At 69.5% G+C, this 23,825-nt stretch carries 22 protein-coding genes and 1 pseudogene; 4 read left to right on the forward strand and 19 right to left on the reverse strand.

The window, feature by feature from the left end; genetic code table 11:
* Window positions 1–206 precede the first annotated feature (206 nt).
* From M9979_RS08100 to M9979_RS08110, 3 genes are all read left to right on the forward strand, one after another.
* Entirely contained in the window at window positions 207–377 is a 171-nt protein-coding gene (locus M9979_RS08100; protein ID WP_254288850.1) for a NepR family anti-sigma factor, read from the forward strand.
* 53 nt (window positions 378–430) lie between these two features.
* Complete coding sequence (locus tag M9979_RS08105) at window positions 431–1,978, forward strand: sensor histidine kinase (protein WP_254288851.1); 1,548 nt, start codon at window positions 431–433, stop codon at window positions 1,976–1,978.
* A gap of 283 nt (window positions 1,979–2,261) precedes the next feature.
* Window positions 2,262–2,396 carry an entericidin A/B family lipoprotein gene (locus M9979_RS08110; RefSeq protein ID WP_038662115.1) on the forward strand — a complete coding sequence of 45 codons (135 nt, stop codon included), beginning with the start codon at window positions 2,262–2,264 and terminating at the stop codon, window positions 2,394–2,396.
* Window positions 2,397–2,586: 190 nt separating this feature from the next.
* Here M9979_RS08110 and tatC read toward each other — a convergent pair whose 3' ends face one another.
* From tatC to M9979_RS08160, 10 genes are all read right to left on the reverse strand, one after another.
* Window positions 2,587–3,372, reverse strand: a complete 786-nt coding sequence (gene tatC, locus M9979_RS08115) for a twin-arginine translocase subunit TatC (RefSeq protein ID WP_254288852.1) — start codon at window positions 3,370–3,372, stop codon at window positions 2,587–2,589.
* The gene (tatB, locus tag M9979_RS08120; protein WP_254288853.1) at window positions 3,369–3,749 is read right to left on the reverse strand and encodes a Sec-independent protein translocase protein TatB; all 381 of its coding nucleotides are present in this window, start codon (window positions 3,747–3,749) and stop codon (window positions 3,369–3,371) included. The genes tatC and tatB overlap by 4 nt, the downstream gene beginning before the upstream one ends.
* 30 nt (window positions 3,750–3,779) lie before the next feature.
* Window positions 3,780–4,019: a twin-arginine translocase TatA/TatE family subunit gene (locus M9979_RS08125; protein ID WP_254288854.1), complete on the reverse strand. Its 240-nt coding sequence runs from the start codon at window positions 4,017–4,019 to the stop codon at window positions 3,780–3,782.
* A gap of 27 nt (window positions 4,020–4,046) precedes the next feature.
* A complete protein-coding gene (gene scpB / locus M9979_RS08130) occupies window positions 4,047–4,628 on the reverse strand; it encodes an SMC-Scp complex subunit ScpB (protein ID WP_254288855.1) in 582 nt (193 codons plus the stop codon).
* A complete protein-coding gene (locus M9979_RS08135) occupies window positions 4,625–5,350 on the reverse strand; it encodes a segregation and condensation protein A (protein ID WP_254288856.1) in 726 nt (241 codons plus the stop codon). The genes scpB and M9979_RS08135 overlap by 4 nt, the downstream gene beginning before the upstream one ends.
* Window positions 5,351–6,352, reverse strand: coding sequence for a glycoside hydrolase family 3 N-terminal domain-containing protein (locus tag M9979_RS08140; RefSeq protein ID WP_254288857.1), 1,002 nt, complete (start codon window positions 6,350–6,352; stop codon window positions 5,351–5,353). It abuts the gene before it with no gap.
* 400 nt (window positions 6,353–6,752) lie between these two features.
* The gene (locus M9979_RS08145) at window positions 6,753–7,472 is read right to left on the reverse strand and encodes an SPOR domain-containing protein (RefSeq protein ID WP_254288858.1); all 720 of its coding nucleotides are present in this window, start codon (window positions 7,470–7,472) and stop codon (window positions 6,753–6,755) included.
* A complete protein-coding gene (gene argS, locus M9979_RS08150) occupies window positions 7,472–9,196 on the reverse strand; it encodes an arginine--tRNA ligase (protein WP_254288859.1) in 1,725 nt (574 codons plus the stop codon). The genes M9979_RS08145 and argS overlap by 1 nt, the downstream gene beginning before the upstream one ends.
* Window positions 9,197–9,251: 55 nt before the next feature.
* Entirely contained in the window at window positions 9,252–10,400 is a 1,149-nt protein-coding gene (locus M9979_RS08155) for a DUF1501 domain-containing protein (protein WP_254288860.1), read from the reverse strand.
* Between the two features lie 4 nt (window positions 10,401–10,404).
* Window positions 10,405–11,913, reverse strand: a complete 1,509-nt coding sequence (locus M9979_RS08160; protein ID WP_254288861.1) for a DUF1800 domain-containing protein — start codon at window positions 11,911–11,913, stop codon at window positions 10,405–10,407.
* Between the two features lie 209 nt (window positions 11,914–12,122).
* Here M9979_RS08160 and M9979_RS08165 point away from each other — a divergent pair, with 209 nt between their 5' ends.
* Window positions 12,123–12,416: a hypothetical protein gene (locus tag M9979_RS08165; protein ID WP_254288862.1), complete on the forward strand. Its 294-nt coding sequence runs from the start codon at window positions 12,123–12,125 to the stop codon at window positions 12,414–12,416.
* A gap of 314 nt (window positions 12,417–12,730) precedes the next feature.
* Here M9979_RS08165 and M9979_RS08170 read toward each other — a convergent pair whose 3' ends face one another.
* From M9979_RS08170 to murC, 9 genes and pseudogenes are all read right to left on the reverse strand, one after another.
* A complete protein-coding gene (locus tag M9979_RS08170; protein WP_254288863.1) occupies window positions 12,731–13,897 on the reverse strand; it encodes a deoxyguanosinetriphosphate triphosphohydrolase in 1,167 nt (388 codons plus the stop codon).
* Window positions 13,894–16,038 (reverse strand): CHAT domain-containing protein, encoded by a 2,145-nt coding sequence (locus tag M9979_RS08175; protein WP_254288864.1) that lies wholly within the window; start codon window positions 16,036–16,038, stop codon window positions 13,894–13,896. The genes M9979_RS08170 and M9979_RS08175 overlap by 4 nt, the downstream gene beginning before the upstream one ends.
* A 361-nt stretch (window positions 16,039–16,399) precedes the next feature.
* Window positions 16,400–17,899 carry a cell division protein FtsZ gene (gene ftsZ / locus M9979_RS08180; protein ID WP_254288865.1) on the reverse strand — a complete coding sequence of 500 codons (1,500 nt, stop codon included), beginning with the start codon at window positions 17,897–17,899 and terminating at the stop codon, window positions 16,400–16,402.
* Between the two features lie 111 nt (window positions 17,900–18,010).
* Window positions 18,011–19,273, reverse strand: a complete 1,263-nt coding sequence (gene ftsA, locus M9979_RS08185; RefSeq protein WP_254288866.1) for a cell division protein FtsA — start codon at window positions 19,271–19,273, stop codon at window positions 18,011–18,013.
* Window positions 19,273–20,202, reverse strand: coding sequence for a cell division protein FtsQ/DivIB (locus tag M9979_RS08190; protein WP_254288867.1), 930 nt, complete (start codon window positions 20,200–20,202; stop codon window positions 19,273–19,275). The genes ftsA and M9979_RS08190 overlap by 1 nt, the downstream gene beginning before the upstream one ends.
* On the reverse strand, window positions 20,199–21,185 hold the full coding sequence (locus tag M9979_RS08195) for a D-alanine--D-alanine ligase (RefSeq protein ID WP_254288868.1): 987 nt from the start codon (window positions 21,183–21,185) through the stop codon (window positions 20,199–20,201). The genes M9979_RS08190 and M9979_RS08195 overlap by 4 nt, the downstream gene beginning before the upstream one ends.
* A gap of 28 nt (window positions 21,186–21,213) precedes the next feature.
* Window positions 21,214–22,116 (reverse strand): annotated as a pseudogene (gene murB, locus M9979_RS08200) (UDP-N-acetylmuramate dehydrogenase); the annotation flags it as partial.
* Window positions 22,095–22,295, reverse strand: coding sequence for a hypothetical protein (locus M9979_RS08205; protein ID WP_254288869.1), 201 nt, complete (start codon window positions 22,293–22,295; stop codon window positions 22,095–22,097). The pseudogene murB and the gene M9979_RS08205, both read right to left, overlap by 22 nt.
* Window positions 22,292–23,695 (reverse strand): UDP-N-acetylmuramate--L-alanine ligase, encoded by a 1,404-nt coding sequence (gene murC / locus M9979_RS08210; RefSeq protein WP_254288946.1) that lies wholly within the window; start codon window positions 23,693–23,695, stop codon window positions 22,292–22,294. The genes M9979_RS08205 and murC overlap by 4 nt, the downstream gene beginning before the upstream one ends.
* Window positions 23,696–23,825: the final 130 nt, after the last annotated feature.

A 23,825-nucleotide genomic window follows, 5' to 3' on the forward strand; every position in this document is an offset into this window, starting at 1 on the left:
TGATCTGTGCGGGCGCCCGCCGCTTTGCAACGGTGTTTGTCGAAGAACCCAGCCGCCCCCTTCGGACCTGCGGAATTTTCGCGCCAGCATGGAACCAACGAACGCCACTTTGGTTTCATCGGCGATTGAATGGATAAACCGCTTCGCAAAAGCGGGTCCGTTCGCGTTGCGTCGATTGCCCGCGATCACGGGCCACCCAGGGGGACATGTTGGAATTGCCCAGCGAAAAGGACAAGAAGACGTCTTCCAAGAAGTCTCCTGCACGGGTTCAAAGCAAGGATCGCGACATGGGCGCGGCATTGCGCTCGGCCTATCAGCGGACGGTGGACGAACACGTTCCCGATGAAATGCTCGACCTGCTGAACAAGCTCTCGTAGCAGGAGGCATGGCCTCCTCCCTCGACGCTGCTTCCCTTACCCGACGTACCGCGATGACCCCGGTATCGGCGCTGTCCCGGCTGCCGACCGGGGCGAAGCTGTTCATCACGCTCAGCGTCGCGCTGCTGCTGCTCGCGCTGATCGCCATCGGCGCGACGCTGCAGACCGGCCGTACCGCGGATGCCGAGGCGCGGGCGCGGCTGCGCATCGCCGCCAACGAAAGCGCGCGCGCCATCGCGATCGAGCTGATCGGCGACATGACCGCGCTGCGCGTCGCGGTGAACGCGCTGCAGACCGATGCCGCCGACGCGCCGAGCTGCGCGCGGGCGCAGGGCGTGTTTGCGCAACAGGCGACGACCGGCACGCGCTTCTCGATCGTCGACCGCGACGGCCGCCTGCTGTGCGGCGAGCCGCTGTCGACCAACGTGACGCTCGACACCAGCACCGCGGTCGGCGCCGCCGTCCTGCCCGACCGCGGGTTGATCCTGTCGGTCGCCGGTTCGCGCCGGGGGCCGAGCGCGCGGGTGTTCTTCCCGCGCAGCTTCCTCGCCCGGCTCGCCTCGCCCGCCAGCCGCGCGATGCCGCTCGCCAGTGCGCTGGTCCATGACGACGCGACGCTGGAGCTGTCGACGATCCCCGATCTGGGCCCGCTCGACCGGGTCGAAACGGTGCAGACCGATCTCGGCCTCGGCGGGCTGACGCTGCGCACCAGCATCCGTAGCGCGCCGATCACCTCGTCCTTCCTCGTCGCGCTGATGCTGCCGCTGCTGATGTGGGCGGCGGCGGCGGGGCTGTCGTGGTTCATCGTCGACCGGCTGCTGATCCGCCCGCTGCGGCTGCTGCGCGCCAGCGTCGCCGCCTATACGCCCGGCGAGGTGATCGATCCGGGCAAGCTCGGCCCGCTGCCGGCACAGGAGATCCGCGAGCTCGGCGACACGTTCCGCGCGATCAGCCGCACCGTCGCGCTGCACGAGGCGGGGCTCGCCGAGGCGGTGGTGCGCCAGACCAAGCTGACGCGCGAGGTGCACCACCGGGTCAAGAACAACCTGCAGGTGATCTCCAGCCTCATCAATTTCCACGCACGCGGCGCGCCCAGTCCCGATGCGACCGCGGCCTATGCCTCGATCCAGCGCCGCGTCGATGCGCTCGCGGTCGTCCACCGCAACCATTTCGCCGAGATGGAGGACAATCGTGGCCTCAACCTGCGCGCGGTGATCGGCGAACTTGCCTCCAACATCCGCGCCACCGCGCCGGAGGGGGCGACCAGCCTGTCGATCGTGCTCGACGTCGATCCCTATCTGGTCAGCCAGGACGTCGCGGTCGCGGTCGCCTTCCTCGTCACCGAGACGATCGAGCTGGCGATGAGCTGCGATTCCGCCGCGCAGGTCCGCGTTGCGGTCAAGCCGGGCGACGACGACAAGAAGGCCAAGCTGCGCGTTGTCTCGCGCGCCTTCGTCGAGAGCGAGATGCTCGAAACGCTGCTGTCGACCCGCTACGGCCGCGTCATTGAGGGCCTGTCGCGCCAGCTGCGCGCGCCGCTCCACCACGACCCGATGACCGGCGCCTATGAGATCGCCATCGCCATTCTGGGCCGCGATTGAGCCGTTAAAAAAATTCGTGAACGGCGGCGGAAAGCCGGGAACCGGGCAGCGGCTTCGGGGTTATGCAATACGGATCGCGACCTTATGCCCCCCGCTCTCGCGATCCACGACATAGGCCCGAAAGCATCCACCCTCCCCCCCCCGGTGATGCTTTCGGGCCTTAATCGTTCGGGGCATATCTGCCCCATTTCCCGGATCCACCGCGGGAGGGATGGGTTGCGCAGCCGGAACGAATGGCGCGCCCGATCATTCCTCCCCCGGTATTCATGCCTCAGGAGGTTCTATGCGTAAGGTTCTCGGATTGGTCGTCGTTGCCGGCGCGCTCATGGTCAGCGCGTGCAATACGGTCGAAGGCGTCGGCAAGGACGTCAAGTCGGCGGGCAGCACCGTCGCCAAGACCGCCGACGACGCCAAGTAAGCGCAAAGCCCCACCCGGCTGACGAAGGCCTCCGCTCATGTGAGCGGGGGCCTTTTTCGTATGGTGCCGGGCACGAAACACGAGTGAGAGAGCACGAACCCTCCACCGTTCGTTCTGAGCCTGTCGAAGCACATTGAGTCCCACCTGCCCTTCGACAGGCTCAGGGCGAACGGTGGGCGCGAGCGAGCGCTTACGCCTCGACGATGTCCGTACCGGCATCCCTCGAGCGCTTGCGCTCGGTGAACCAGATGCCGATGATCGCGATCTCGTAGAGCAGGATCAGCGGCACCGCGAGCAGCACCTGGCTCATCAGGTCGGGCGGGGTCAGCACCGCGGCGAGCGCGGTCGCGCCGACGATTGCATAACGTCGTGCAGCGATCAGCTGCTTGCGCGTGACGATCCCCGCCCGCTCCAGCAGCATCAGCAGCACCGGCAGCAGGAAGGCGAGGCCAAAGGCGAACAAAAATTGCATCACGATCGACAGGTAATTGCCGATCGCGGGAAGCGCCTGCTGGTGGACGCCGCCGACATCGCCCTGGAAACCGAGCAGGAAGTGCAGCGCCATCGGGATCGCCATGTAATAGGCCAGCGCCGCGCCGCAGACGAACAGGATCGGCGTCGCGAGCAGGAACGGCAGCAGCGCGCGCTTTTCCTTGCGATACAGGCCGGGCGCGACGAACTGCCACAGCTGGTTGGCGATCACCGGGAAGGAGATCATCATCGCGGCGAAGAAGGCGACCTTCACCTTGACCAGGAACGCCTCGAACAGCTGCGTGTAGATGACCGTCTTCTGCCCGGCGTGGAGCAGCGGCTGGACGAGGAACGCGAAGATGTCTTCAGCGAAATAGTAGCTGACACCGAACGCGATCACGATCGCGGCGATGCAGTAGAGCAACCGGCGGCGCAGCTCGATCAGATGGTCGAGCAACGGCGCGCGGCTGGCGTCGATCTCGTTCTCGATCTCGGGGTCGCTCATGACGGGGTGCTATCGGGCTGCGGCGCGGGTTTGTGTTCGGGGGCGGCGACGACGACAGGCTTTTCGACCATCACCGGTGCATCGGGCTGGGGCTGGTCCGCCACCGGCTCGGCGGCAGCGACCGCCTCGGCATCGGAGCTTGCGGGATGTTCCGCCATGATCCGCGCATTCTCCGCGGCCCAGCGCTTCTCCATCTCTTCCAGCTCGGCCTCGCGGACCATGTTGTCGAAGCCCTGGCGGAACGAGCGGCTGACGCCACGCGCCTTGCCGACCCAATAGCCGACGACGCGCATCGCCTTGGGCAGGTCCTTGGGACCGATCACCACCAGCGCCACGACGGCGATGAGCAGGAATTCGGACGAATCTACACCGAACATCGGGAACCGCGGCTATGGATCGGGGTGGGCTTAGCGGTCGTCGCGGACGCGCTCGCCGTCGCGATCGAACGCCGGCTCCGCCGCCTTCTGCGCCTCGATGCGAGGCGCGGGCTTGGCGGCGACATCGTCGTCCTGCTCCGCCATGCCCTTCTTGAAATTCTTCACGCCCTTGGCGACGTCGCCCATCAGGTTGGAGAATCGGCCGCCACCGAGCAGCAGGATCGCGACGACGGCGAGAACGAGCAGATGGATCGGGCTGAAGCTGCCCATGGCGTATCTCCTAGAATGCGGCCCTATCTAATCGCTCTCGCCGTCCTTTGCCACCTCCAATGCTTCCTCGAACGCGAGGTCGACGGGGTCGAGGAGCCCGGCGGCGCGCAGATCGTCGATTCCGGGCAGGTCGCGGCGGCTGTCGAGGCCGAAATGCGCGAGGAAACCGGGCGTCGTCGCGAAGGTCAGCGGCCGTCCCGGCACCTCGCGGCGGCCGGCGGGGCGGACCCAGCCCGCCTCCAGCAACACGTCGAGCGTACCCTTGGCGACCTGCACGCCGCGGATCGCCTCGATCTCGGCGCGGGTGACGGGTTCGTGATAGGCGATGATCGCCAGCGTCTCGATGCCGGCGCGGCTGAGCCGCCGCACCTCGTCGCGGTCGCGGCGCAGCAGGTGCGCGAGGTCGGGCGCGGTCTCGAAATGCCAGCGCTCGCCGCGGCGGACGAGCGCGATGCCGCGGCCGGCATAATCCTCCGCCAGCCGGGCGAGCGCCGCGCGCACGTCGACCGCGTCGCCGACATGCGCGCGGATCGCCTCGGCCGTCAGCGGTTCGGCGGCGGCGAACAGCAGCGCCTCGACCGCACGAATGCCGTCGTCGGGCGGGGTCATGCGAGCGCCCGCACGTAGAGCGGCGCGAACGGCGCCTGCTGGCGCAACTCCACCCGCCCCTGTTTGGCGAGTTCGAGCGCGGCGAGGAACGACGAGGCGAGCGCCGACTTGCGCAGCCGGCCGGAACCGTCGGGCAGGAAGCTTTCCAGCGTAGCCCAGTCGAGCGTCGCGCCGACCAGCCGCGAGACGCGCGCCAGCGCCGCCTCCAGCGTCATCACCTCGCGGTCGGCGACGACGTGCATCACCGGGCGGGTGCGCGCGCTGATCCGGCCGTAGGCGGAGATGAGATCGTAGATCTCCGCCTGCCACGCCGCGCGGCGGACGGTGCGCAGCCCTTCCGGCGCGGCACGGACGAAGACGTCGCGGCCGATCCGGTCCCGCGCCATCAGCCGCGCGCCTGCCTCGCGCATCGCCGCCAGTCGTTCGAGCCGCAGTTGCAGGCGCAACGCCAGTTCCTCGGGGTCCGGCTCTTCGTCCGCCTGTCGCGGCAGCAGCAGCGCCGATTTGAGATAGGCGAGCCATGCGGCCATGACGAGATAATCTGCGGCGACCTCCAGCTGCAATGTCTGGCGCTGGCGGATGTAGCGCAGATATTGCTCGACCAGCGACAGGATCGAAATCGCGCGCAGATCGACCTTCTGCGACCGCGCCAGCGTCAGCAGCAGGTCGAGCGGCCCCTCCCAGCCCTCCAGATCGAGGTTGAGCTGTTCGGGCTCGGCCATTCAGACAAGCGCGAGAAAGGCGTCGCGGCGCGCGATCAGCTCGGCGAAATCGCCTTCGAGCGCGCCGACGCTGGCCATCGCGCGGTCGAGCCGGACGCGCGCCGCATCGCCGATCGGGCCGAGCCGGCCGGCGATCTCGACCATCTCGTCCATCCGCGCCCAGCAATCGAGGACGAGGTCGCACCCCGCAGCGATCGCCCCCGCCGCCTTCTCGCCCGCGGTGCCGGACAGCGCCTTCATGTCGATATCGTCGGTCATCAACAGCCCGTCGAAGCCGATCGCGCCGCGGATGACATCGGCGATGACGGTCGGCGACAGCGTCGCAGGGCGCTCGGCGTCCCAAGCCTCGAAGACGATATGCGAGGTCATGCCCATCGGGGCGTGCGAGAGAGTGCGGAAGGGTTCGAGATCGACCGCCAGTTCGTCCGCGCTCGCGGTGACGGTGGGGAGCAGGTGATGGCTGTCGACCTTCGCGCGGCCGTGGCCGGGCATATGCTTGACCACCCCGACGACGCCGCCCGCCGCCAGCCCCTCCAGCATCGCGCGACCGAGTGCGGCGACCTGCATCGGTTCGGCGCCATAGGTGCGGCAGCTGATCGCCTCGGTCGTGTCAGGTTGCGCGACGTCGATGATCGGCGCGCAATCGACAGTGATGCCGACCTCGCCGAGCATCAGCCCCAGCGCCTGGCCATTGGCGCGCATCGCCTGAATCGCCGACATCGGCGCGATATCGTACAGCGCGGCGAAGGCGGGACCGGCGGGAAAGGCCGGCCATTCCGGCGACCCCATCCGCGCGACGCGCCCGCCCTCCTGATCGATCAGGATCGGCAGGTCGGCGCGGCCGGTGATGTCACGCAGGCTGTCGGTCAGCGCGCGGACCTGTGCGCGGGTCTGGATGTTGCGCTTGAACAGGATGTAGCCGGCGGGCTCCGCCTCGGCGAAGAACGCGCGTTCGTCGGGGGTGAGGGTCGGGCCGGCGATGCCGAAGATGACGGGCTTCATGGGAGTGGGTTAGCGCGGGTGGCGGGAAGATGCGAGGGCGACGGCGCACGCGCGTTGCCTACCCCACAACGATCGTCATCCCCGCGCAGGCGGGGATCCATACTGGCTGACCGTGCGGGCTATCCCGGGCCGACGTGATTATGGATCCCCGCCTTCGCGGGGATGACGAAGGTGGGGGAACGGAGGGGGTCCATCACGCTTCGTGATTGCCGGATCGGCGCGCCCCAAATCCCCCGTCACCCCGGACTTGTTCCGGGGTCCACCGGGCCGCCGGCGCAGCGGTAGAAGCTCGGGCCGCGCGCCTCGCCGCGGAGTGGACCCCGGAACAAGTCCGGGGTGACGGGGGGGAAGTAGACCACGGAATGCCCTTCCCCGCGGCCGTGTAAAAATCAGGTCGAACTCAGCTCGCGACGAAGCAGCTTTCGCCCGCGACGCGCAGACGGCCGCAGATATCCGCCGCCTGGTTGGCGCTGCCCGCGTTCACGCGCAGGCGGTACAGCGTGCGGCCGCCGGTGGCGACCGACTGGACCGACTGGCCGAGCGGCGCGAGGTAGCCGAACCGCTTGGCAAAGCCCGCCCATGCCGCCTTCGCCGCCGCCTCGGTCGGATAGGCGCCGAGCTGGACCAGCGACCCGCCGCTCGTCGCGCCCGCCGCATTGCCGCGCTGCACCGTCACCGGCTGCGCCGCGACGAGGCGACCGCCGGAGGCCGGGACCTGCGCCACGGTGTTGCTGCCGCCTGCCCCCGCCGGCTTGGCGTTGGCCTGCGCGCGATGGCCCTCGACCGGCTTTTCGGGCACGGCGTTGAGGTCGATCGAGCCATTGCCCGCCTTGCCGGCGCTGGTGGCGATCGCAGCATCGCCCTCGCCCTTCACCTTCAGCCCGCCGGGATCGTCGGGCTTGACCTTGTAGTCGCCCTCCTGCGCGGCGATCAGCTGGCCGTCGGCGGCGGTGCGGTTCTGCAATTTGTAGATGCCGAAGATGATCGCGGCGAGCACGGCCAGCCCGAGCACGACCAGCGCCAGCACCTTGCCGATCGGCGCGCCGCGTTCCTCGTCGGGCTCGACGGTTTCGAGCCAGGGCAGCCGGTCCTCCTCGCGCAGGTCCATGTCGTCCGCCATCACTTCATCTCCGAAACCGCGACCACGCCCATGATGTTGAGCCCGTTACGGATAATCTGTGCGATCGCCGTCGCCAAGAACAGACGCGCACGCGTCGCGTCATGGTCCTCGACCACCAGGAAGCGGCGGTCGGGGCGGTCGTTACCGACATTCCACAGCGCATGGAAAGCAGCCGCCAAGTCATAGAGATAGAAGGCAATTCGGTGCGGTTCACGCGCCGTCGCCGCGGTCTCGACGATGCGGGGGAATTGTGCGGCGAGCTGCACCAGCGCCAGCTCCTCCGTATCAAGCCGGGACAGATCGGCCTCGCCGCCGACGATGCCGGCTTCCTCGGCACGCCGGTGCAGCGAGGCGATGCGGGCGTGCGCATACTGGACGTAGAAGACCGGATTGTCCTTCGACGCCTCGACCACCTTGGCGAAGTCGAAGTCCATCTGCGCGTCCGAGCGGCGGGTCAGCATGGTGAAGCGGACGACGTCCTTGCCGACCTCGCGCACCACGTCGGCGAGCGTGACGAAATTGCCGGCGCGCTTCGACATCTTGACCGGTTCGCCGCCGCGCAGCAGCCGCACCATCTGGACGAGCTTGACGTCGAAGCGGGTCTTGCCGCCGGTCAGCGCGGCGACCGCGGCGACGATGCGCTTGACCGTGCCGGCATGGTCGGCGCCCCAGATGTCGATCAGCTGGTCGGCGGACTGGCTCTTCTGGAAATGATAGGCGAGGTCGGCGCCGAAATAGGTCCACTGGCCGTTCGACTTCCTGATCGGCCGGTCCTGGTCGTCGCCGAACTGCGTCGAGCGGAACAGCGGCAGCTCGACCGGTTCCCAGTCATCGGGCGTCTCGCCCTTCGGCGCTTCGAGCACGCCGTCGTAGATCAGCCCACGCGCGCGCAGCTCCGCCTCGGCCGCCTCGGGCTTGCCCGCCGCCTGCAATTCGGCCTCCGACGAGAACAGGTCGTGGTGGATGCCGAGCAGCGCAAGGTCGTCCTTGATCATGACCAACATCGCCGCCACCGCGCGGGTGCGGAACAGCGCCAGCCATTCGCCCTCGGGCGCATCGACGTAACGGTCGCCATAGTCCGCCGCCAGCTGCTGGCCGACAGGAACGAGATAGTCGCCCGGATACAGCCCCTCCGGAATCGCGATCGTCTCGCCCAGCGCTTCGCGGTAGCGCAGGTGCGCCGAGCGGGCGAGCACGTCGACCTGCCCGCCGGCGTCGTTGACGTAATATTCGCGGATGACCGTGTGACCGGCGAATTCGAGCAGCGCGGCGAGCGCATCGCCGACCACCGCGCCGCGGCAATGGCCCATGTGCATCGGCCCGGTCGGATTGGCGGAGACGTATTCGACGTTGACCGTGATCCCCTGCCCCAGCGTCGAGCGGCCATAGGCATCGCCCGCGGTGCGGATCTGCGCCAGTTCGTCGCGCCACACCGCATCGGTGAGCTTCAGGTTGATGAAGCCGGGACCGGCGACGCTCGCCGCGGCGACCTCGTCCAGCCTGGCCAGTTCGGCGGCGAGCGCCTCGCCCAGCGCGCGCGGGTTCATGCCCGCGGGCTTGGCGAGCACCATCGCGGCGTTGGTCGCGAGATCGCCATGGCTGGCGTCGCGCGGCGGCTCGACGGTGACGTTCCTGCGGTCGAGATCGGCCGGCAGCGTGCCGGCGGCGACCAGCGTGTCGAGGGCCGCGGCGACATGCGCGGCAAAGCGGGTGTAAAGCGTCATGAGCGTCCGTTCGGCAAAGCGCCGCGCTCTAGCTTACAACGGGGGTGGGTTCAAATCACGCGCGCAGCAGGCCGCCGATCGCCGCCGTCTTCGCGCTCGCCGGGAACAGCGCCGCCATCGCCCGCGGCGACTCGACGCCGAAATGATCCGCCACCGCGCCGCCGATGAAGGCGTCGAGCGGCGTCGTCGGCCTGAGGTCGCGCGCTTCGTACAGGTTGGCGGTGGCAAGGCCCGGCCAGTCGGCGAGCACGCGGCCGCCCTTGACCGCACCGCCGAACAGCATCGCCGCGGTGCCGGTGCCATGGTCGGTTCCGCCGGTGCCGTTGACCGCGACCGTCCGGCCGAATTCGGTCGCGACCAGCACCAGCGTGTCGTCCCACACCGGCCCCAGCCCCGTCTGCAACGCGGCGATCATCGCATCGAGGCCCTTAAGCTGGTTCGCCAGCCGGCCACGCTGGCCGGCGTGCGTGTCCCAGCCGCCGGTTTCGATCGTCGCGATCCGCGCACCATTCCCGGGTGCGAGCAGCCGCGCGGCGAGCGCACCGGTCGCGGCGGCATTGCGGCCATTGTCCTGCGCCAGGTCGCCGGTCAGCTGGCGCGTCTGCATCGCCTCGTTCCACAGGCCGTGCAGCTGCGCATCGCCCTGATAGAGCCGCGTCACCCGCGCCAACAGATCGTCGGACGCATCGGGCAGCGACGAGGGCGCATAGCTCGCTACCTCACGCCGGCCACGCAGCGCCATCGGCACGGTGGCGGCGATCGCGATCGCCTTGGCATCGTCGGTGGGCACGACGCCGAGCAGCCGGTTCATCCAGCCGTCCTTGAGCTGGTAGGCGCCGGTGCCGCCGGTCTCGAGCACGTTCTGCCCGTCGAAATGCGACCGGTCGCGGTAGGGCGAGGCGATGGCATGCGCGAACAGCGCCTGCCCCTTGCCGTAGAGCGCGGCGGCATTGGCCATCGCCGGATGCAGCGCGAACATCGCGTCGAGCTTCGTGCCCGCGGTAAGGTCCGCGGCGAGGTCGCCGCGCGCGCCGACGAAGGCGGGATCGCCGACCGCGCCGATCGTGCCCAGCCCGTCCGCGGCGCCGCGCTGGATGATGAAGACGAACCGCTTGGCGGTCGCCGCCTTGGCGAAGGCCATGCGCGGCGCGAAGGTGCCGAGCAGGCCGAGGCCGCCGGCGGCGAGGAAGCTGCGACGATCCATGATCCTATCTCCGCATCATTTCGGGCGAGACGAGCAGCAGCGCGAGCGCCTGTCCGGGGCTTTCGGCGCGGGCGAGCGCCTGGGTGGTGGCGGGCGAGACGGCATCGGGGAACAGCCGCGGCGCCAGTGCACGCGCGTCGATCGTCGCGCCCGCGCGCGCGGCGAAGCGCTCCGCCGCCTCGACCCGGCGCATCACCGCATCGGGCCCTGCCCAGCTCGGCGCGGTGTCGTCGTAACCGATCGGCTGGCCCGGCTTCCAGACCGGCTGGCCCAACTGGCCGAGCAGCCCGAGCACCGCCTGCGGCTTCACATCGCCAAGACCCAGCGCGCGGTAGGACGAGACCGTCCATTCCCATGGCGTCTTGAACTTGGCGGGCGCGGGCGCCCAGGCCTCGGGCGAGGCGATCAGCGCGCGGTAGAGCGTCGTCAGATCGCCGCCGGAGGTCAGGAACGCCCCCTCCAGCCGCGCGACCATCGCCGGTGGCGGCGCATCGCCGGCGAAATGGCGGGCGAGCTTGGTCGCGATATGACGCGCGGTCGCCGGATGCGCGGCGAAATCGGCGAGCGCAGCCTGCGCCTGATCCTCCTCGCCGGGTGGATAGGTCTTGCCGAGGATCGTGCGCGCGCCGGGCTGGTGAATCTGGGCCACGAAGGCGAAGCGGCCCGCCGGCCGATCGGCGACGAAGCGCGCGCCGGGCCCGCCGCCGATCGCGCCCACCGTCCAGCCGGTCATCGCGCGGGCGAATTCGGTGACGTCCGCCTGGGTATAGCCGGTGCGCACGCCGAGCGTGTGCAATTCCATGATCTCGCGCGCCAGATTTTCGTTGAGCCCGATCCTGCGCCGGCCGCGGGCGGCAGCCTTCGCGCCGACGGGGCTGTCGGGGCCGACCGACACCGCCTGGTCGAGACAGAGCAGCATCGCCGGATGCCGCTCGACCGCGAACAGCATGTCGGCGAAGCGGCCCATGACGTGCGGGCGGATCGCCTCCATCTCCAGCGTGCCCGACAGGGCGGTCAGCTCCAGCTTGTCCGCCGATACCGCGAAGTGATTGGACCAGAACCAGACCAGCCGTTCGGCAAAGGGCGTGTCGGAGGCAACGGCACTCGCCGTCCGCGCGCCGACCAGCGCGGCATAGTCCCGCTGCGCCGCGCGCTGCGCGATCGCCCGCGCCTCCTGCCTGGCATCGCGCATCGGGGTTGCCGCGGCGGCCGGCGCCATTGCAGGCCCGGCCATCGCGGGCGCGGCCATCGCAGCTGGCGGCGTCATCGTCGGAGGGGGCGTCGTCGGCGGCGACATGGGCAGCGCGCCTTGCCGGATCGAACGCTGCGTCGCCTGATAGGCGGCGAGCTCGGCGGCGACCGCAGCGCTGGTCGGCGCAGCAGCGACCGGCGCCGGCCGCGGCTCATAGGCTCCGATCTGTGCCGTCAGCCAACGGCGCGGATCTCCGGGCGGGATTTCGTTCGCACGCGCGCCCAGCCCGAACCGGTTCAATGCGATGGCAGCTTCCGACATCTCGCGATGCTCCTGAACCCCGGCATTCCGCCGTACGCCCGAATTGTCGCAGAATTGTGCCAGTACCGGGCACACTTACGATTGCATGAGACGCAATCCTGCCCCGTCCGCTTTGCAATTGATCGATTTGCTGCACCGCAATATCGATCACATCCGAAAGTTGGGAAGGACCTGATCTGGCTCGACGCACTCAATTGCGGGAGACGATCATGCGCAAGACCTTTGCTATCCTGGCCACCATCGCGGCCACGCTGACCTCGACCATCGGCATGGCGCGCGAGGGCGAGCGGTCGTTCCGGCACGACGGCCAGACCTATGTCTACACCAGCACCGTCGTCGACGGGGCCAAGGTCATCAGCGGCCGCCGCTATCCCGCGGGCGCCCCGTTCCGCCTCACCGTGCGCGGCAACCACGTGACCGGCACCGCCGGCGGCGTGCCGGTGTCGTTCCGCACCGCGGACGCCAAGGGTGCGGCGGAGCCGATCCAGCTCGCCTCGAACTGAGCGGGTGGCGGACCGGTCTTCTTCGCGTGAGGGGAGGAAGGGGTCCGCGGCCGGCGAACGCACCGCCATCGTCATCCGTCACGCTCCATCCCTATCCGTCACCCCAGCGAAAGCTGGGGTCTCCGCGTGGATCGGCTGCCCCATCCCAGGCGGAAGACCCAGCTTTCGCCGGGGTGACGATGGGTCGCGCAAGGTCGCATAGCTTGATGACTTGAAGTAGCTCCACCGTTCGCCCTGAGCCTGTCGAAGGGTCTGGGTCTCACCTGTGCTGCGACAGGCTCAGCACGAACGGAGTCGGTTCAAGCCATCACGCCCTAAAACCCCTCCGGCAGCTCGATCGCGCCGACCAGCTCGCGATAGCGCGCGATGGCGAAGCGATCCGTCATGCCAGCGATGAAGTCTGCGATATATCGACTGCGCCCCGGTTCGTCGGTCGGCACGCCCTCACACCAATCCGCGCTCATCGCCGACGGATCCGCGCGATAGGCGGCGAACAGCCCCGCGACGATGCCATGCGCCGCATCCGCCGCCGCCAGCTGGCGGGGGTGGTGGTACAGATTGGCGTACATGAAGCGCTTGAGGTCGCGTTCCTCCTCGCGCATCGCGGGCGAGAAGCCGCACAGCGCCTCGCCCGCCGCGCGCACGTCGTCGGCGCTGGCGACGCCCGATGCGGCGATGCGGCGGCGGGTTTCCTCGATCAGGTCGTTGACCATCGTGCCGATCTGGCTGCGGACGAGCTCGCTCGCCAGCCGCTTGGGCGCAACATCGGGAAAGCGCGCACGCGCCGCATCCCAGCCGCGCGCGACGATCGGCACCGCGAGCAGCTGGTCGAGCGTCAGCAGCCCGGCGCGCAGGCCATCGTCGATATCGTGATTGTCATAGGCGATGTCGTCCGCGATCGCCGCCACCTGCGCCTCGAGCCCGGCATGCGTCGCCAGATCGAGGGGAAAGCGCGCATCGGCCTCGCGCAGCGCCCAGCCGGGATGCCGCACCGGGCCGTTGTGCTTGGCGAGCCCCTCCAGCGTCTCCCACGTCAAATTGAGCCCGTCCCAACGCGGATAGGGCCGCTCGATATGCGTCAGCGCTCGCAGCGTATGGCCGTTGTGGTCGAAGCCGCCGGCATCGGCCAGCGCCGCCTTCAGCGCATCCTCGCCGGCATGCCCGAACGGCGGATGGCCGATATCGTGCGCCAGGCACAGCGCCTCGGTCAGATCCTCGTTCAATCCCAGCACGCGCGCGATCGTGCGGCCGATCTGCGCGACCTCCAGACTGTGGGTCAGGCGGACGCGGAAATGGTCGCCGTCGGGGGCCATGAACACCTGGGTCTTGTGGCGCAGGCGGCGGAAGCTGATCGAATGGACGATCCGGTCGCGGTCGCGCTGGAAATCGTCACGCGGGCCGCGCGCGGTCCCGCCATCTTCCGGGTGTAGCCGCCCCCTGCTGCGCGCCGGATCCGAAGCCCAGGGCGCGCATGCGCTCACTTGGCGGGCAGCCTGGTGACGGCCTGCCCCGCGTCGCTGGTGAAGGTGAATGCCGACACCCCCGCCCTGGCGAGCTGGTTGACGAAGGCGCGCGCCTCCGTATCGGTCTTGAACGGCCCGGTGAGCACGCGGTTGGTCGCGCGCAGCGGCGTCGACCAGCCGCCGCGGCTGCCGAACACCGCCGGCGCCTTGGCCCTGACCGCGGCATAGGCCTTGGGCAGGTCGCCCGCATAGGCGCCACCCGCGACCTGCACCCAGATGCGTTCGGGATTGGCGCGCGCGGCCTTCTTCTCCTCGGCCGCCGCCTTGGCCTCGGCAAGCTTCTTTTCGTCGGCGAGCTTCTTGGCGGCGAGCGCCTTCTTGTCGGCCGCAGCCTTGCGATCGGCGGTGCGCTTGTCGGCGGCAGCCTTGGCGGCGAGCGCCTTCTCGGCGGCGGCGTCGCGTTCCTCCTTGGCCTTCGCCTCGGCGACGACGCGCGCGGCGCTCTCGGGCGGCGGTGCGGTGACGGGTACAGGCTTGGCCGGTACGACGACGCCCAGTTCGGCCGCCGGGATCGACAGGCCGGCGACGATCCGCGCGAGCACCGAATCGGCCTCCGCCCGCGACGGCGGCGCAGAGAAATCGGGCGGGGTGGTCGCCGTCACCGCGGCCGGCGCCGGAGCCGCCGGGGTGGGGGTCGCCGCGACGACCGGCTGAACCGGCGACGTGGCGAAGCCGGGCGATGGCGTGGCCGATCGTACCGGGGCAGCGGTCGTCGGCGCAGGCGACGTCGTTGCCACCGGTGCGACAGCCGCAGGCACCGTGGCGACCGTGGCGGGACGTGTGACGGTCGCCAGCGGTTCGGCGACGTTGCTGGCAACGACGGGCGTCGTTGTAGCAGGAGCGACCGCGACAGGACGCCCGACGCCCGGCGACGACGTGGCGGCCGGGTTGCCGGTAATCGAAGCGGTGGTGACGGGGGCGACCGTATTGCCCGTAATGAGCGCGGTTGTATTGCCGGTAATCGAAGCGGTCGTGGTGACAGGCGCGGTCGTGATGCCGGCAACCGGAGCAATCGTCGTGACGGGAACGGCCGGACGCGTCACCACTGGCGCGGCGCTCGCCAGCGTCACCGGCGCGCTACGGGTAGGTTGCGGCAGCGGCTGGACACGCGCGAGCGCGGCGGTCGCCGCCGGATAGGAAGGCGCCGCCGGAGAGGACGATGCCGCCGGCTGGCGCGTATTGGCAGCGAGAGCGATCGGTTCGCGTCCGGCGCGGTCCCGCCGCCGCCTGTCGCGATCCCTGCCCTTCGGCTGCTGTACCGCCTGGACCGACGCCAGCGTCACCGGCTGCGGTTCGGGCGCAAGCTGCGGCAGGTTGGGCGCGAGGCGCGCGTCGGCGATGCGTTCGGGCGTCGCATGCACCTCGCCGAAATGCACCGCGAAGGCGCGATCGGCGGCGGGCAGCGCGGGCAGACGGCGGAAGAAAGGCAGCAGCCCCTGCGCCATGCCCTGCGGCAGCATCGTGGTGACGATCCGTTCCGCCCCCGCCTGATCGCCGCTCATCGCCAGCACGAAGGCGCGCACGCGCCACGCGCTGCGATCCGCCTTGCGCAGCAGGGGATCGAGCTGTTCCAGCGCCGCCTCGCGCTTGCCGACGATACCGAGCGACAGCGCATAGCGCTTGACGATCTCGTCGTCCGCCCGCGTCTTGAGCGCCAGCCGGTAATCGCGTTGCGCGCGCTCGGATTGGCCGATCAGGTCGTAGGCGAGGCCGCGATCGGCGGCGAAACGGCTCACGGGATAACCCGCCGCCTCGGCCTGCGCGAAATAGCGCAGCGCCTCGCCGGGGCGTTCCGAACGGACGAGGATCGCGCCCTCCCCCGCCTTGATCCGCGGATCGCTGACCGACACCTTTTCCGCGCGCGCATAGAGCGAGGCCGCGCCGCTGAGGTCGCCCAGCGCCAGCGACAGGTCCGCCGCCGCGATCAACGCATTGAGATCGCGCGGATTGGCGGCGAGCGCGCGCATCTGCTCGGCGAGCCGGTCGGCATCGGTCGTGCCGGGCAGCGCCTGCACCACCTCCTGCGCCGACGACGCGACCGGCGCACACGTCAGCAGCAGGGCAGCGGACGCCAGCAAAGCGGGGATCAGGATACGCATGGGATGGGATCAGCCTAGAGCGCAGCGATGCTGAACCGGCAATGTCCGCCGCACGCCCGCGCGGTGAAGCGAGGCTAAGCGGCGACGAACATGGCGGGTGGTGGGGAGGCCGCATTGGAGGCTGCGCTTTCGAGACAACAGCATGCAGCGATGGAGTCGCTGCGCCTTCACCCCACACTGTTCGTCACCCCGGACTTGTTCCGGGGTCCACCGGGCGGCGAGCGAAACGTTCGCCCCTCCAGCCGATGCGGCTGCCGCACCGTGGACCCCGGAACACGTCCGGGGTGACGGTGGGTGGGGGGCAAGGTAGCGTGTTCCACGCACCGTTACCCCCCAACAGGACCCACCCGCCGCGAAATGCCTACTGGTTGTTCTGCCGGTGCAGGAAGCGCGGCAGGTCGAGCGGTTCCTTGCCGTCGCCGTCGCTGTCGTCGCGTGCCGGGCCACGGGCGGCGTTGGACATGCGTTCGAACAACGTCCCCCCCAGCTTGACGCGCGGCTGCGGTGCCGCTTCGGGAGCGGGGGTGTCGCTGCCCGGGGCGATCCACGGACGGCGCCCCGTTTCGGGCGCACTCGCCGGTGCCGGCTGCTCGGCCTGAGCCTGCGGCTGCGGCACGATCGTCTCGGCGCCGAGCACCAGTTCGCCGTCGGCCGCATCGGCCGGCTGCGCCGGTGCATTGCCCCCGACCGCATCGGCGGCGTCGAGTTCGAGCGGCGCCGACCGGGCTGCAGGAGGCGCGGTGAACGACACCGACGGCGCGGGCGCCGCAGCAGGCGCAGCTTCCGGGGTCGCCGCGGTCGGACGGAACGAGGTGCTGTCGTCGGTCTTGCGACCCATGCCGAAGCTGAACGACTTGGCCGCCTCCGGCGCCGGTGCGGGCACGCCGGGCTTAGCGTCCGAATCGATGCCGGTCGCGACGACCGAGACGCGAATGCGCCCCTCCAGCTCGGGATTGAACGCCGAACCCCAGATGATGTTGGCGTCGGGATCGACCAGGTCGCGGATGTGGTTCGCCGCCTCGTCCACCTCGAGCAGGCGCATGTCGTCGCCGCCGGTGATCGAGATGATGACGCCCTTCGCGCCCTGCATCGACACCCCGTCGAGCAGCGGGTTGGCGATCGCCTTCTGCGCCGCTTCCAGCGCGCGGTTGTCGCCCGACGCCTCGCCGGTGCCCATCATCGCCTTGCCCATCTCCTGCATCACCGAACGGACGTCGGCGAAATCGAGGTTGATGAGGCCGGGCATGACCATCAGGTCGGTGATGCCGCGCACGCCCTGCTGCAGCACCTCGTCCGCCATCTCGAACGCTTCCTTGAACGTCGTGTTGGCGTTGGCGATCAGGAACAGATTCTGGTTCGGAATGACGATCAGCGTGTCGACGTACTTCTGCAGCTCCTCGATGCCGCCATCGGCGCTCTTGGCACGGCGGTTACCCTCGAAGCTGAACGGCTTGGTCACCACGCCCACGGTCAGGATGCCCATGTCGCGCGCCGCCTTGGCGATCACCGGCGCGGCACCCGTGCCGGTGCCGCCGCCCATCCCTGCGGCGATGAAGCACATGTGTGCGCCCTCCAGCCGCTTGGCGAGGTCGTCGATCGTCTCTTCCGCCGCCGCGCGACCGATTTCCGGCCGCGAACCCGCGCCGAGACCCTGCGTGATCTTGGCGCCGAGCTGAATACGGTGCGGTGCGATCGACGACTTCAGCGCCTGCGCATCGGTGTTGGCGACCAGGAAATCGACGCCCTGCACGTCGGCGCGCATCATGTTGGCGATCGCGTTGCCGCCCGCGCCGCCGACGCCGATCACGGCGATGCGGGGGGTCAGCTCGTCGACCTCGGGAGTGATGAATTCGATGCTCATGACCTGACTTTCTCCGCCCCTTCCGGTGAACGTGCCGGGACCCAAGATTAACCTTTTGCCTCAACGACTCGCAACGTTCCACAGAAAACGGTGGCAAGCCATCGACGCCGCTCAATAATTCGCGCGCGCCGCCTGGATCAGCTTGCGCATCATGCCCATGCCCTTCTGGCGATGAACGGTGGTTTGCTGCGGCGCGACCCCGCGCAGATCGATCGGATCGGTCGCCGCATAGAAGGCGAGGCCCGCCAGCGTCGCGAACGCCGGCCCGGCATGCGCCTCCGGCAGGGCGGTCAGCCCGCGCGGCCGGCCGATGCGCACCGATCGGCCCAGCGCCTGCTGCGCGTAATCGGCGATGCCCTTCAGCTCCGCACCACCGCCGGTCAGTACGACCTGACGCCCGACCGGTCCTTCGAACTTCAGCTGGCTGAGCGCCTTGCGGATCTCGTCCATCTGATGCTCCAGCCGCTGGCGGACGATGCCGATCAGCTGCGCCTTGGTGATCTGCATCCCGCCGTGGACGTCGTCCTCGGCGGCGATCGGCATCACCGGGATCATCTCGTGATTGTCGCGCGGGGAGGCATTGGCGCTGCCGTGGAAGCACTTCATCCGCTCCGCCTGCGCGCGACGCGTGCCGAAGGCGCTGGCGATATCGTCGGTGATGTCCTGCCCACCCATCGGGATCGAACACAGCCCGACCAGCATGCCCCCGGCGAACAGCGACACGTTGGTGATCCCCGCGCCGATCTCGACCAGCGCGACGCCCAGTTCGCGTTCCTCCTCGGACAGGCAGGCGAGCCCCGTCGCCACCGGCGCGGCGATGATCGACTTCACCTCGAGATGCGCCGATCGCACGCACAGATCGAGGTTGCGCACCGGCGATCCGTCCGCGGCGACGACATGGATATGGACACCCAGCCGGTCGGCGTGCAGCCCGAGCGGCTTCTTCACCCCGGTCAGCCCGTCGAGCGTATACAGCGCCGGCTGCGCGTGCAGCACCATCCGCCCCTGCGGATCGATCGAGTTGCGCCCCGCCGCCAGCAGCGCGTCGATATCCGCCTGTTCGACGCGATGCCCGCCCAGCTCGAACTCGACCTCGGCGACGTCGCTGACGAGGCCGCCGGCGGAAAAGCCGACCCAGACGTTCTCGATGTTGATCCCCGCGATCCGTTCCGCCTGTTCGACCGCCTCGCGCACCGCCGCCTCGGTCGCGGCCATGTCGGCGATATAGCCGCGCTTGACGCCGCGGCTCTCGCGCTGGCCGGTACCGAGCACGATCAGCTCGCCGCCGTCGCCCTTCTGCGCGATCATCGCCGACACCTTCGACGACCCGATGTCGAGCGCCGTAATCAGCCCTTCGGTCGCGACTTTCGCCATCAGCCCTCTACCCCTGTCTGCGCGCCGGCCGTTCCCGTCGGCGGCGTGGTGGTTTCGCTCGGGTCCGGCACGTTGTGCGCCATGCTCGCCCCCGGTTTGCGCGCGACCAGCTTGGCCGGATCACGCATGTCGAACCGCAGCCAGCCGCGCCCCAGCAGGGGCCGCGATCCGTCCAGTTCGGCGAATTTGAGCAACGCCGCCGGCGCGCCATCCTCGGGCAGCGCCAGCGTCTCGCCGCTGTCGAAGGTGAGGTCCCAGCGCCGGTTGCCGATCCACGTCGCCGCCTTGACCCGCGGTTTCAGCGCCGGCGCCGCGGCGAGCAGCGCCTGATAGCCCGGCTCCTGCCGATCCGCGCCGGGGCCGATGACCAGCGGCAGGTCGGGGATCGCATCGGGCCGCACCGGCTCCAGCAGCACGCCGTCCTTGTCGATCAGCGTCAGCTGGCCATTGTCCTGCCACACCGCGGCGGGCGAACGCTCGACGATATCGACCAGCAAGGTATCGGGCAGCCGGCGCGAGACGTGCGCGTCGGCGATCCAGCCGTAGCGCAGCAGCTTCTGGCGCACCGCCTCCAGATCGACCAGCGGCATCGCGCGGCTCTGCTGGTCGAGCGCGACGGCATAGACGCTCATCCGGTCCATCCGCTTGAGCCCGGTCACCTCGATCTGCTCGACGCGGAACCCCGCCTGCCCCGCCCCTTCGGCGATCGCGGTGCCGATCATGCCGGGGATGCCGATCCACGTCACCGCGGCGAGCGCCAGCGCGATGCCGCCGCCGGTGATCGTCCAGGTCGCCGCCTTGCGGATCGTATCCTCGCTGACCGGCAGCGCGGCGACGGCGCGTTCGAACACCGACGCCTTGCGCACCGGCTGGCGGCGACGTCCGGTCGGCCGCTTGGGCGGCGCGCCGCGCTTGATCGTGCGACTCATCCGCCCCGTTCCTTGGTCAGGAACTGCGGCTTCGCGTCTTTCAACGCCTCATCGACGCCCCGGCGCGGGAACGCCTCATCAACGATCGCCTGGACCAGTTCGGCATAGCTCATGCCGATATGCTTCGCCTGTTCAGGGACGAGGCTCAAGGGGGTCATGCCGGGCTGCGTGTTCACTTCGAGCAGGAACAGCCCGTCGACGTCGCGCTCGTCGTCCCAGCGGAAGTCCGACCGGCTCGCGCCCTTGCAGCCGAGCAGGCGATGCGCCTCGAGCGCGAGGCTCTTGCATGCCTCGGCGATGCGATCGGGGATGTCGGCGGGGCAGACGTGTTCGGTCAGGCCATCGGTGTATTTGGCGTCGAAATCGTACCAGCCGTTCTTGGGCTTCAACTCGGTGACGCCCAGTGCGCGGTCGCCGAGCACCGCCGTCGTCAGCTCGCGCCCGCGGACGTACGGTTCGGCGAGCAGCTCGTCGAACTCCTGCCAAGGCCCCTTGACGTCGCGGCCGATCGGATTGCCGTAGTTGCCGTCATCGGTGACGATCGCGACGCCCACCGACGAGCCTTCGTTGATCGGCTTGAGCACGTACGGCCGCTGCAACGGATCGCGGTCGTGGATATCCGCCGACTTGACGATCCGCCCACCGGGCATCGGAATACCGGCGGGGACGAGCATCTGCTTGGTCAGCACCTTGTCGATCGCGATCACCGACGTCGCGAGGCCCGAATGGGTATAGGGAATACCCATCAGGTCGAGCATGCCCTGCACGCTGCCATCCTCGCCTGGCGAGCCATGCAGCGCGTTGAAGACGAGATCGGGCGCCGCCTCGGCCAGCCGCGCCGCGACGTCGCGGCCCATATCGATGCGGGTGACGCGATGGCCAAGGGTTTCGAGCGCGTCGGCGCAGCCGTTGCCGGATTGCAGCGACACAGGGCGTTCGGCCGACCAGCCGCCCATGAGGACTGCGATGTGGAGCGCGTTCATAGCCCTCTCCCCAAAGGGGAGAGGGAGAAGCATCACCCACCCGCTGAATTTCCCATTCCAACGTCACGCCCGACTGCGCCTTCACCTTGTCCCGCACCTCTTCGCCCAGGCCCTCGATATCGGCGCTCGTCGCCCCGCCGAGGTTGAGCAGGAAATTACAATGCTTCTCCGATACCTGCGCATCGCCGCGGCGCAAGCCGCGACAGCCCGCCGCGTCGACCAGCGCCCAGGCCTTGTGGCCGTCGGGATTCTTGAACGTCGACCCGCCGGTCTTCGAGCGCAGCGGCTGCGACGCCTCGCGCTCGGCGGCGATCCGGTCCATCTCGGCACCGATCGCGGCCGGCTCGGCGGGGTGGCCGCGGAAGGTCGCGGCGATCACCACCGCACCCGCCGGCAGGTCGCTGTGGCGATAGGTATAGCCGAGGTCGCCGACGCCGAGCGTCCGCCGCTCGCCCGACCGCAACACGACGTCGCACTCGACCAGCACGTCCTTGACCTCACGGCCGTACGCGCCTCCATTCATCCGCACGAAGCCGCCGACCGTCCCCGGGATCGAGCGCAGGAACTCGACGCCACCGATCCCCGCATCGCGCGCGGTCGAGGAGACGAGGATACCGCTCGCCCCGCCCCCGCACCGCAGCATCGTTTCATCCAGCCGCTCGACTTGCGCGAACGCCTTGCCCAGCCGCACCACCACGCCCGGCACGCCGCCGTCGCGCACGATCAGGTTCGATCCCAGCCCCAGCGCCATCACCGGCACCGCGGGATCGAGATCGCGCAGGAAGCCGGCAAGATCGTCGGCATCCTTCGGCTCGAACAGCCATTGCGCCGCGCCGCCCGCCTTGAACCAGACGAGCGGCGCCAGCGGCGCGCGCCCGGTCAGGCGCCCGCGAACGGCAGGCAAAGCGTTCACCAAGGGCCGACGCCCCATAGTCGCGACCACGCCTGGAATGCGGCGAGGTTCGCCTCGGCCGCCTTGCGCGTCGCCTCCTGCGCCTGCACCATCGCCTCGCCGGCATTCACGGCGTGACCGCCGGCATCGAGCGCCTTGCGCTGCGCATCGAGGACCTGCTTCTGCAGCTTCAGTCCCGCATCGAACCAGTCGCTCATCGCCGCTCTCCGATTGCCGTGGCGAGACCCGCCGCCCATTTGGTGATGTCGCCTGCGCCGAGGCAGACGATCATGTCGTCGGGCTGGATCGTCGCGGCGAGTTCGTCGGCCAGCGCGTCGGCATCGGTGACCGTCGCGGCGGAACGATGGCCGCGACGCTTGAGGCCGTCGACCAGCGCCTGCGCATCGACGCCCTCGACCGGCGCCTCGCCCGCGGCATAGACGGGGGTGACCAGGACGCGATCGGCGTCGTTGAACGCGGTCTGGAAATCCTCCATCAGATTGCCGAGCCGCGAATAGCGGTGCGGCTGGACGACCGCGATCACGCGCCCGCGCGCGCCTTCACGCGCGGCGGCGAGCACCGCGCGGATCTCGACCGGGTGGTGACCGTAATCGTCGATGATCGTCGCGTCGGCGACCTCGCCGACCTTGGTGAAGCGCCGCTTGACCCCGCCGAACGCGGAAAAGCCCTGCTGGATCGTCGCATCCGGAATGCCGAGCTCCAGCGCCACGCCGATTGCGGCGAGCGCGTTCTGGACGTTGTGGCGGCCGGGCATCGGCAGCTCGATCCCCTCGATCGTGCGGGCCGATCCGTCACGCTCGCGGACGACGCAGGCGAAGCGGTTGCCGCCCGGCACCGGCGTCACGTCGACGCCGCGGATATCCGCCTGCGCCGAAAAGCCATAGGTCACCACGCGCCGATCGCGCACCCGCGGCAGGACGTTCTGCACCTCCGGGTGATCGAGGCAGAGCAACGCCGCGCCGTAGAAGGGCACGTTCTCGACGAACTCGACGAACGCATCCTTCACCGCGTCGAACGAGCCGTAATGGTCGAGGTGCTCGGGATCGATGTTGGTGACCACCGCGATCGTGCCGTCGAGGCGCAGGAAGCTGCCGTCGCTCTCGTCCGCCTCAACCACCATCCAGTCGCTCGCGCCCAATCGCGCGTTCGAACCGTAACTGTTGATGATGCCGCCGTTGATGACGGTCGGATCGATCCCGCCCGCGTCGAGCAGCGCCGCGACCATCGACGTCGTCGTCGTCTTGCCGTGCGTGCCGGCGACCGCAACGGTCGATTTCAGCCGCATCAGCTCGGCGAGCATCTCGGCGCGGCGGACGACGGGGATGCGCCGTTCCAGCGCCGCCTCGACCTCCGGATTCGAGCGCGTGATCGCGGTCGAAGTGACCACCACCGCCGCTTCCGCGACATTGGCGGCGGCATGGCCGATCGTCACCGCGATCCCCTTGTCGCGCAGACCCTGCACGACATAGCCCTCGGCGACATCCGATCCCTGCACCGTATAGCCGAGGTTCTTCATCACCTCCGCGATGCCCGACATGCCGATCCCACCGATCCCGACGAAATGGATCGGTCCGATGTCAGTGGCGACACCGCGGATCATGCTGCCAATCCCTCTGGGGTACCGGCGCCAGCCAACCATTCTCCGTCACCCCGGACTTGTTCCGGGGTCCACCGTTCGGCGAGCCAACGGCGTGTTGGCTTTGCGGCGCCGTGGACCCCGGAACAAG

Source organism: Sphingomonas liriopis (assembly GCF_024211255.1).
GTDB classification, from domain to species: Bacteria; Pseudomonadota; Alphaproteobacteria; order Sphingomonadales; family Sphingomonadaceae; genus Sphingomonas; species Sphingomonas liriopis.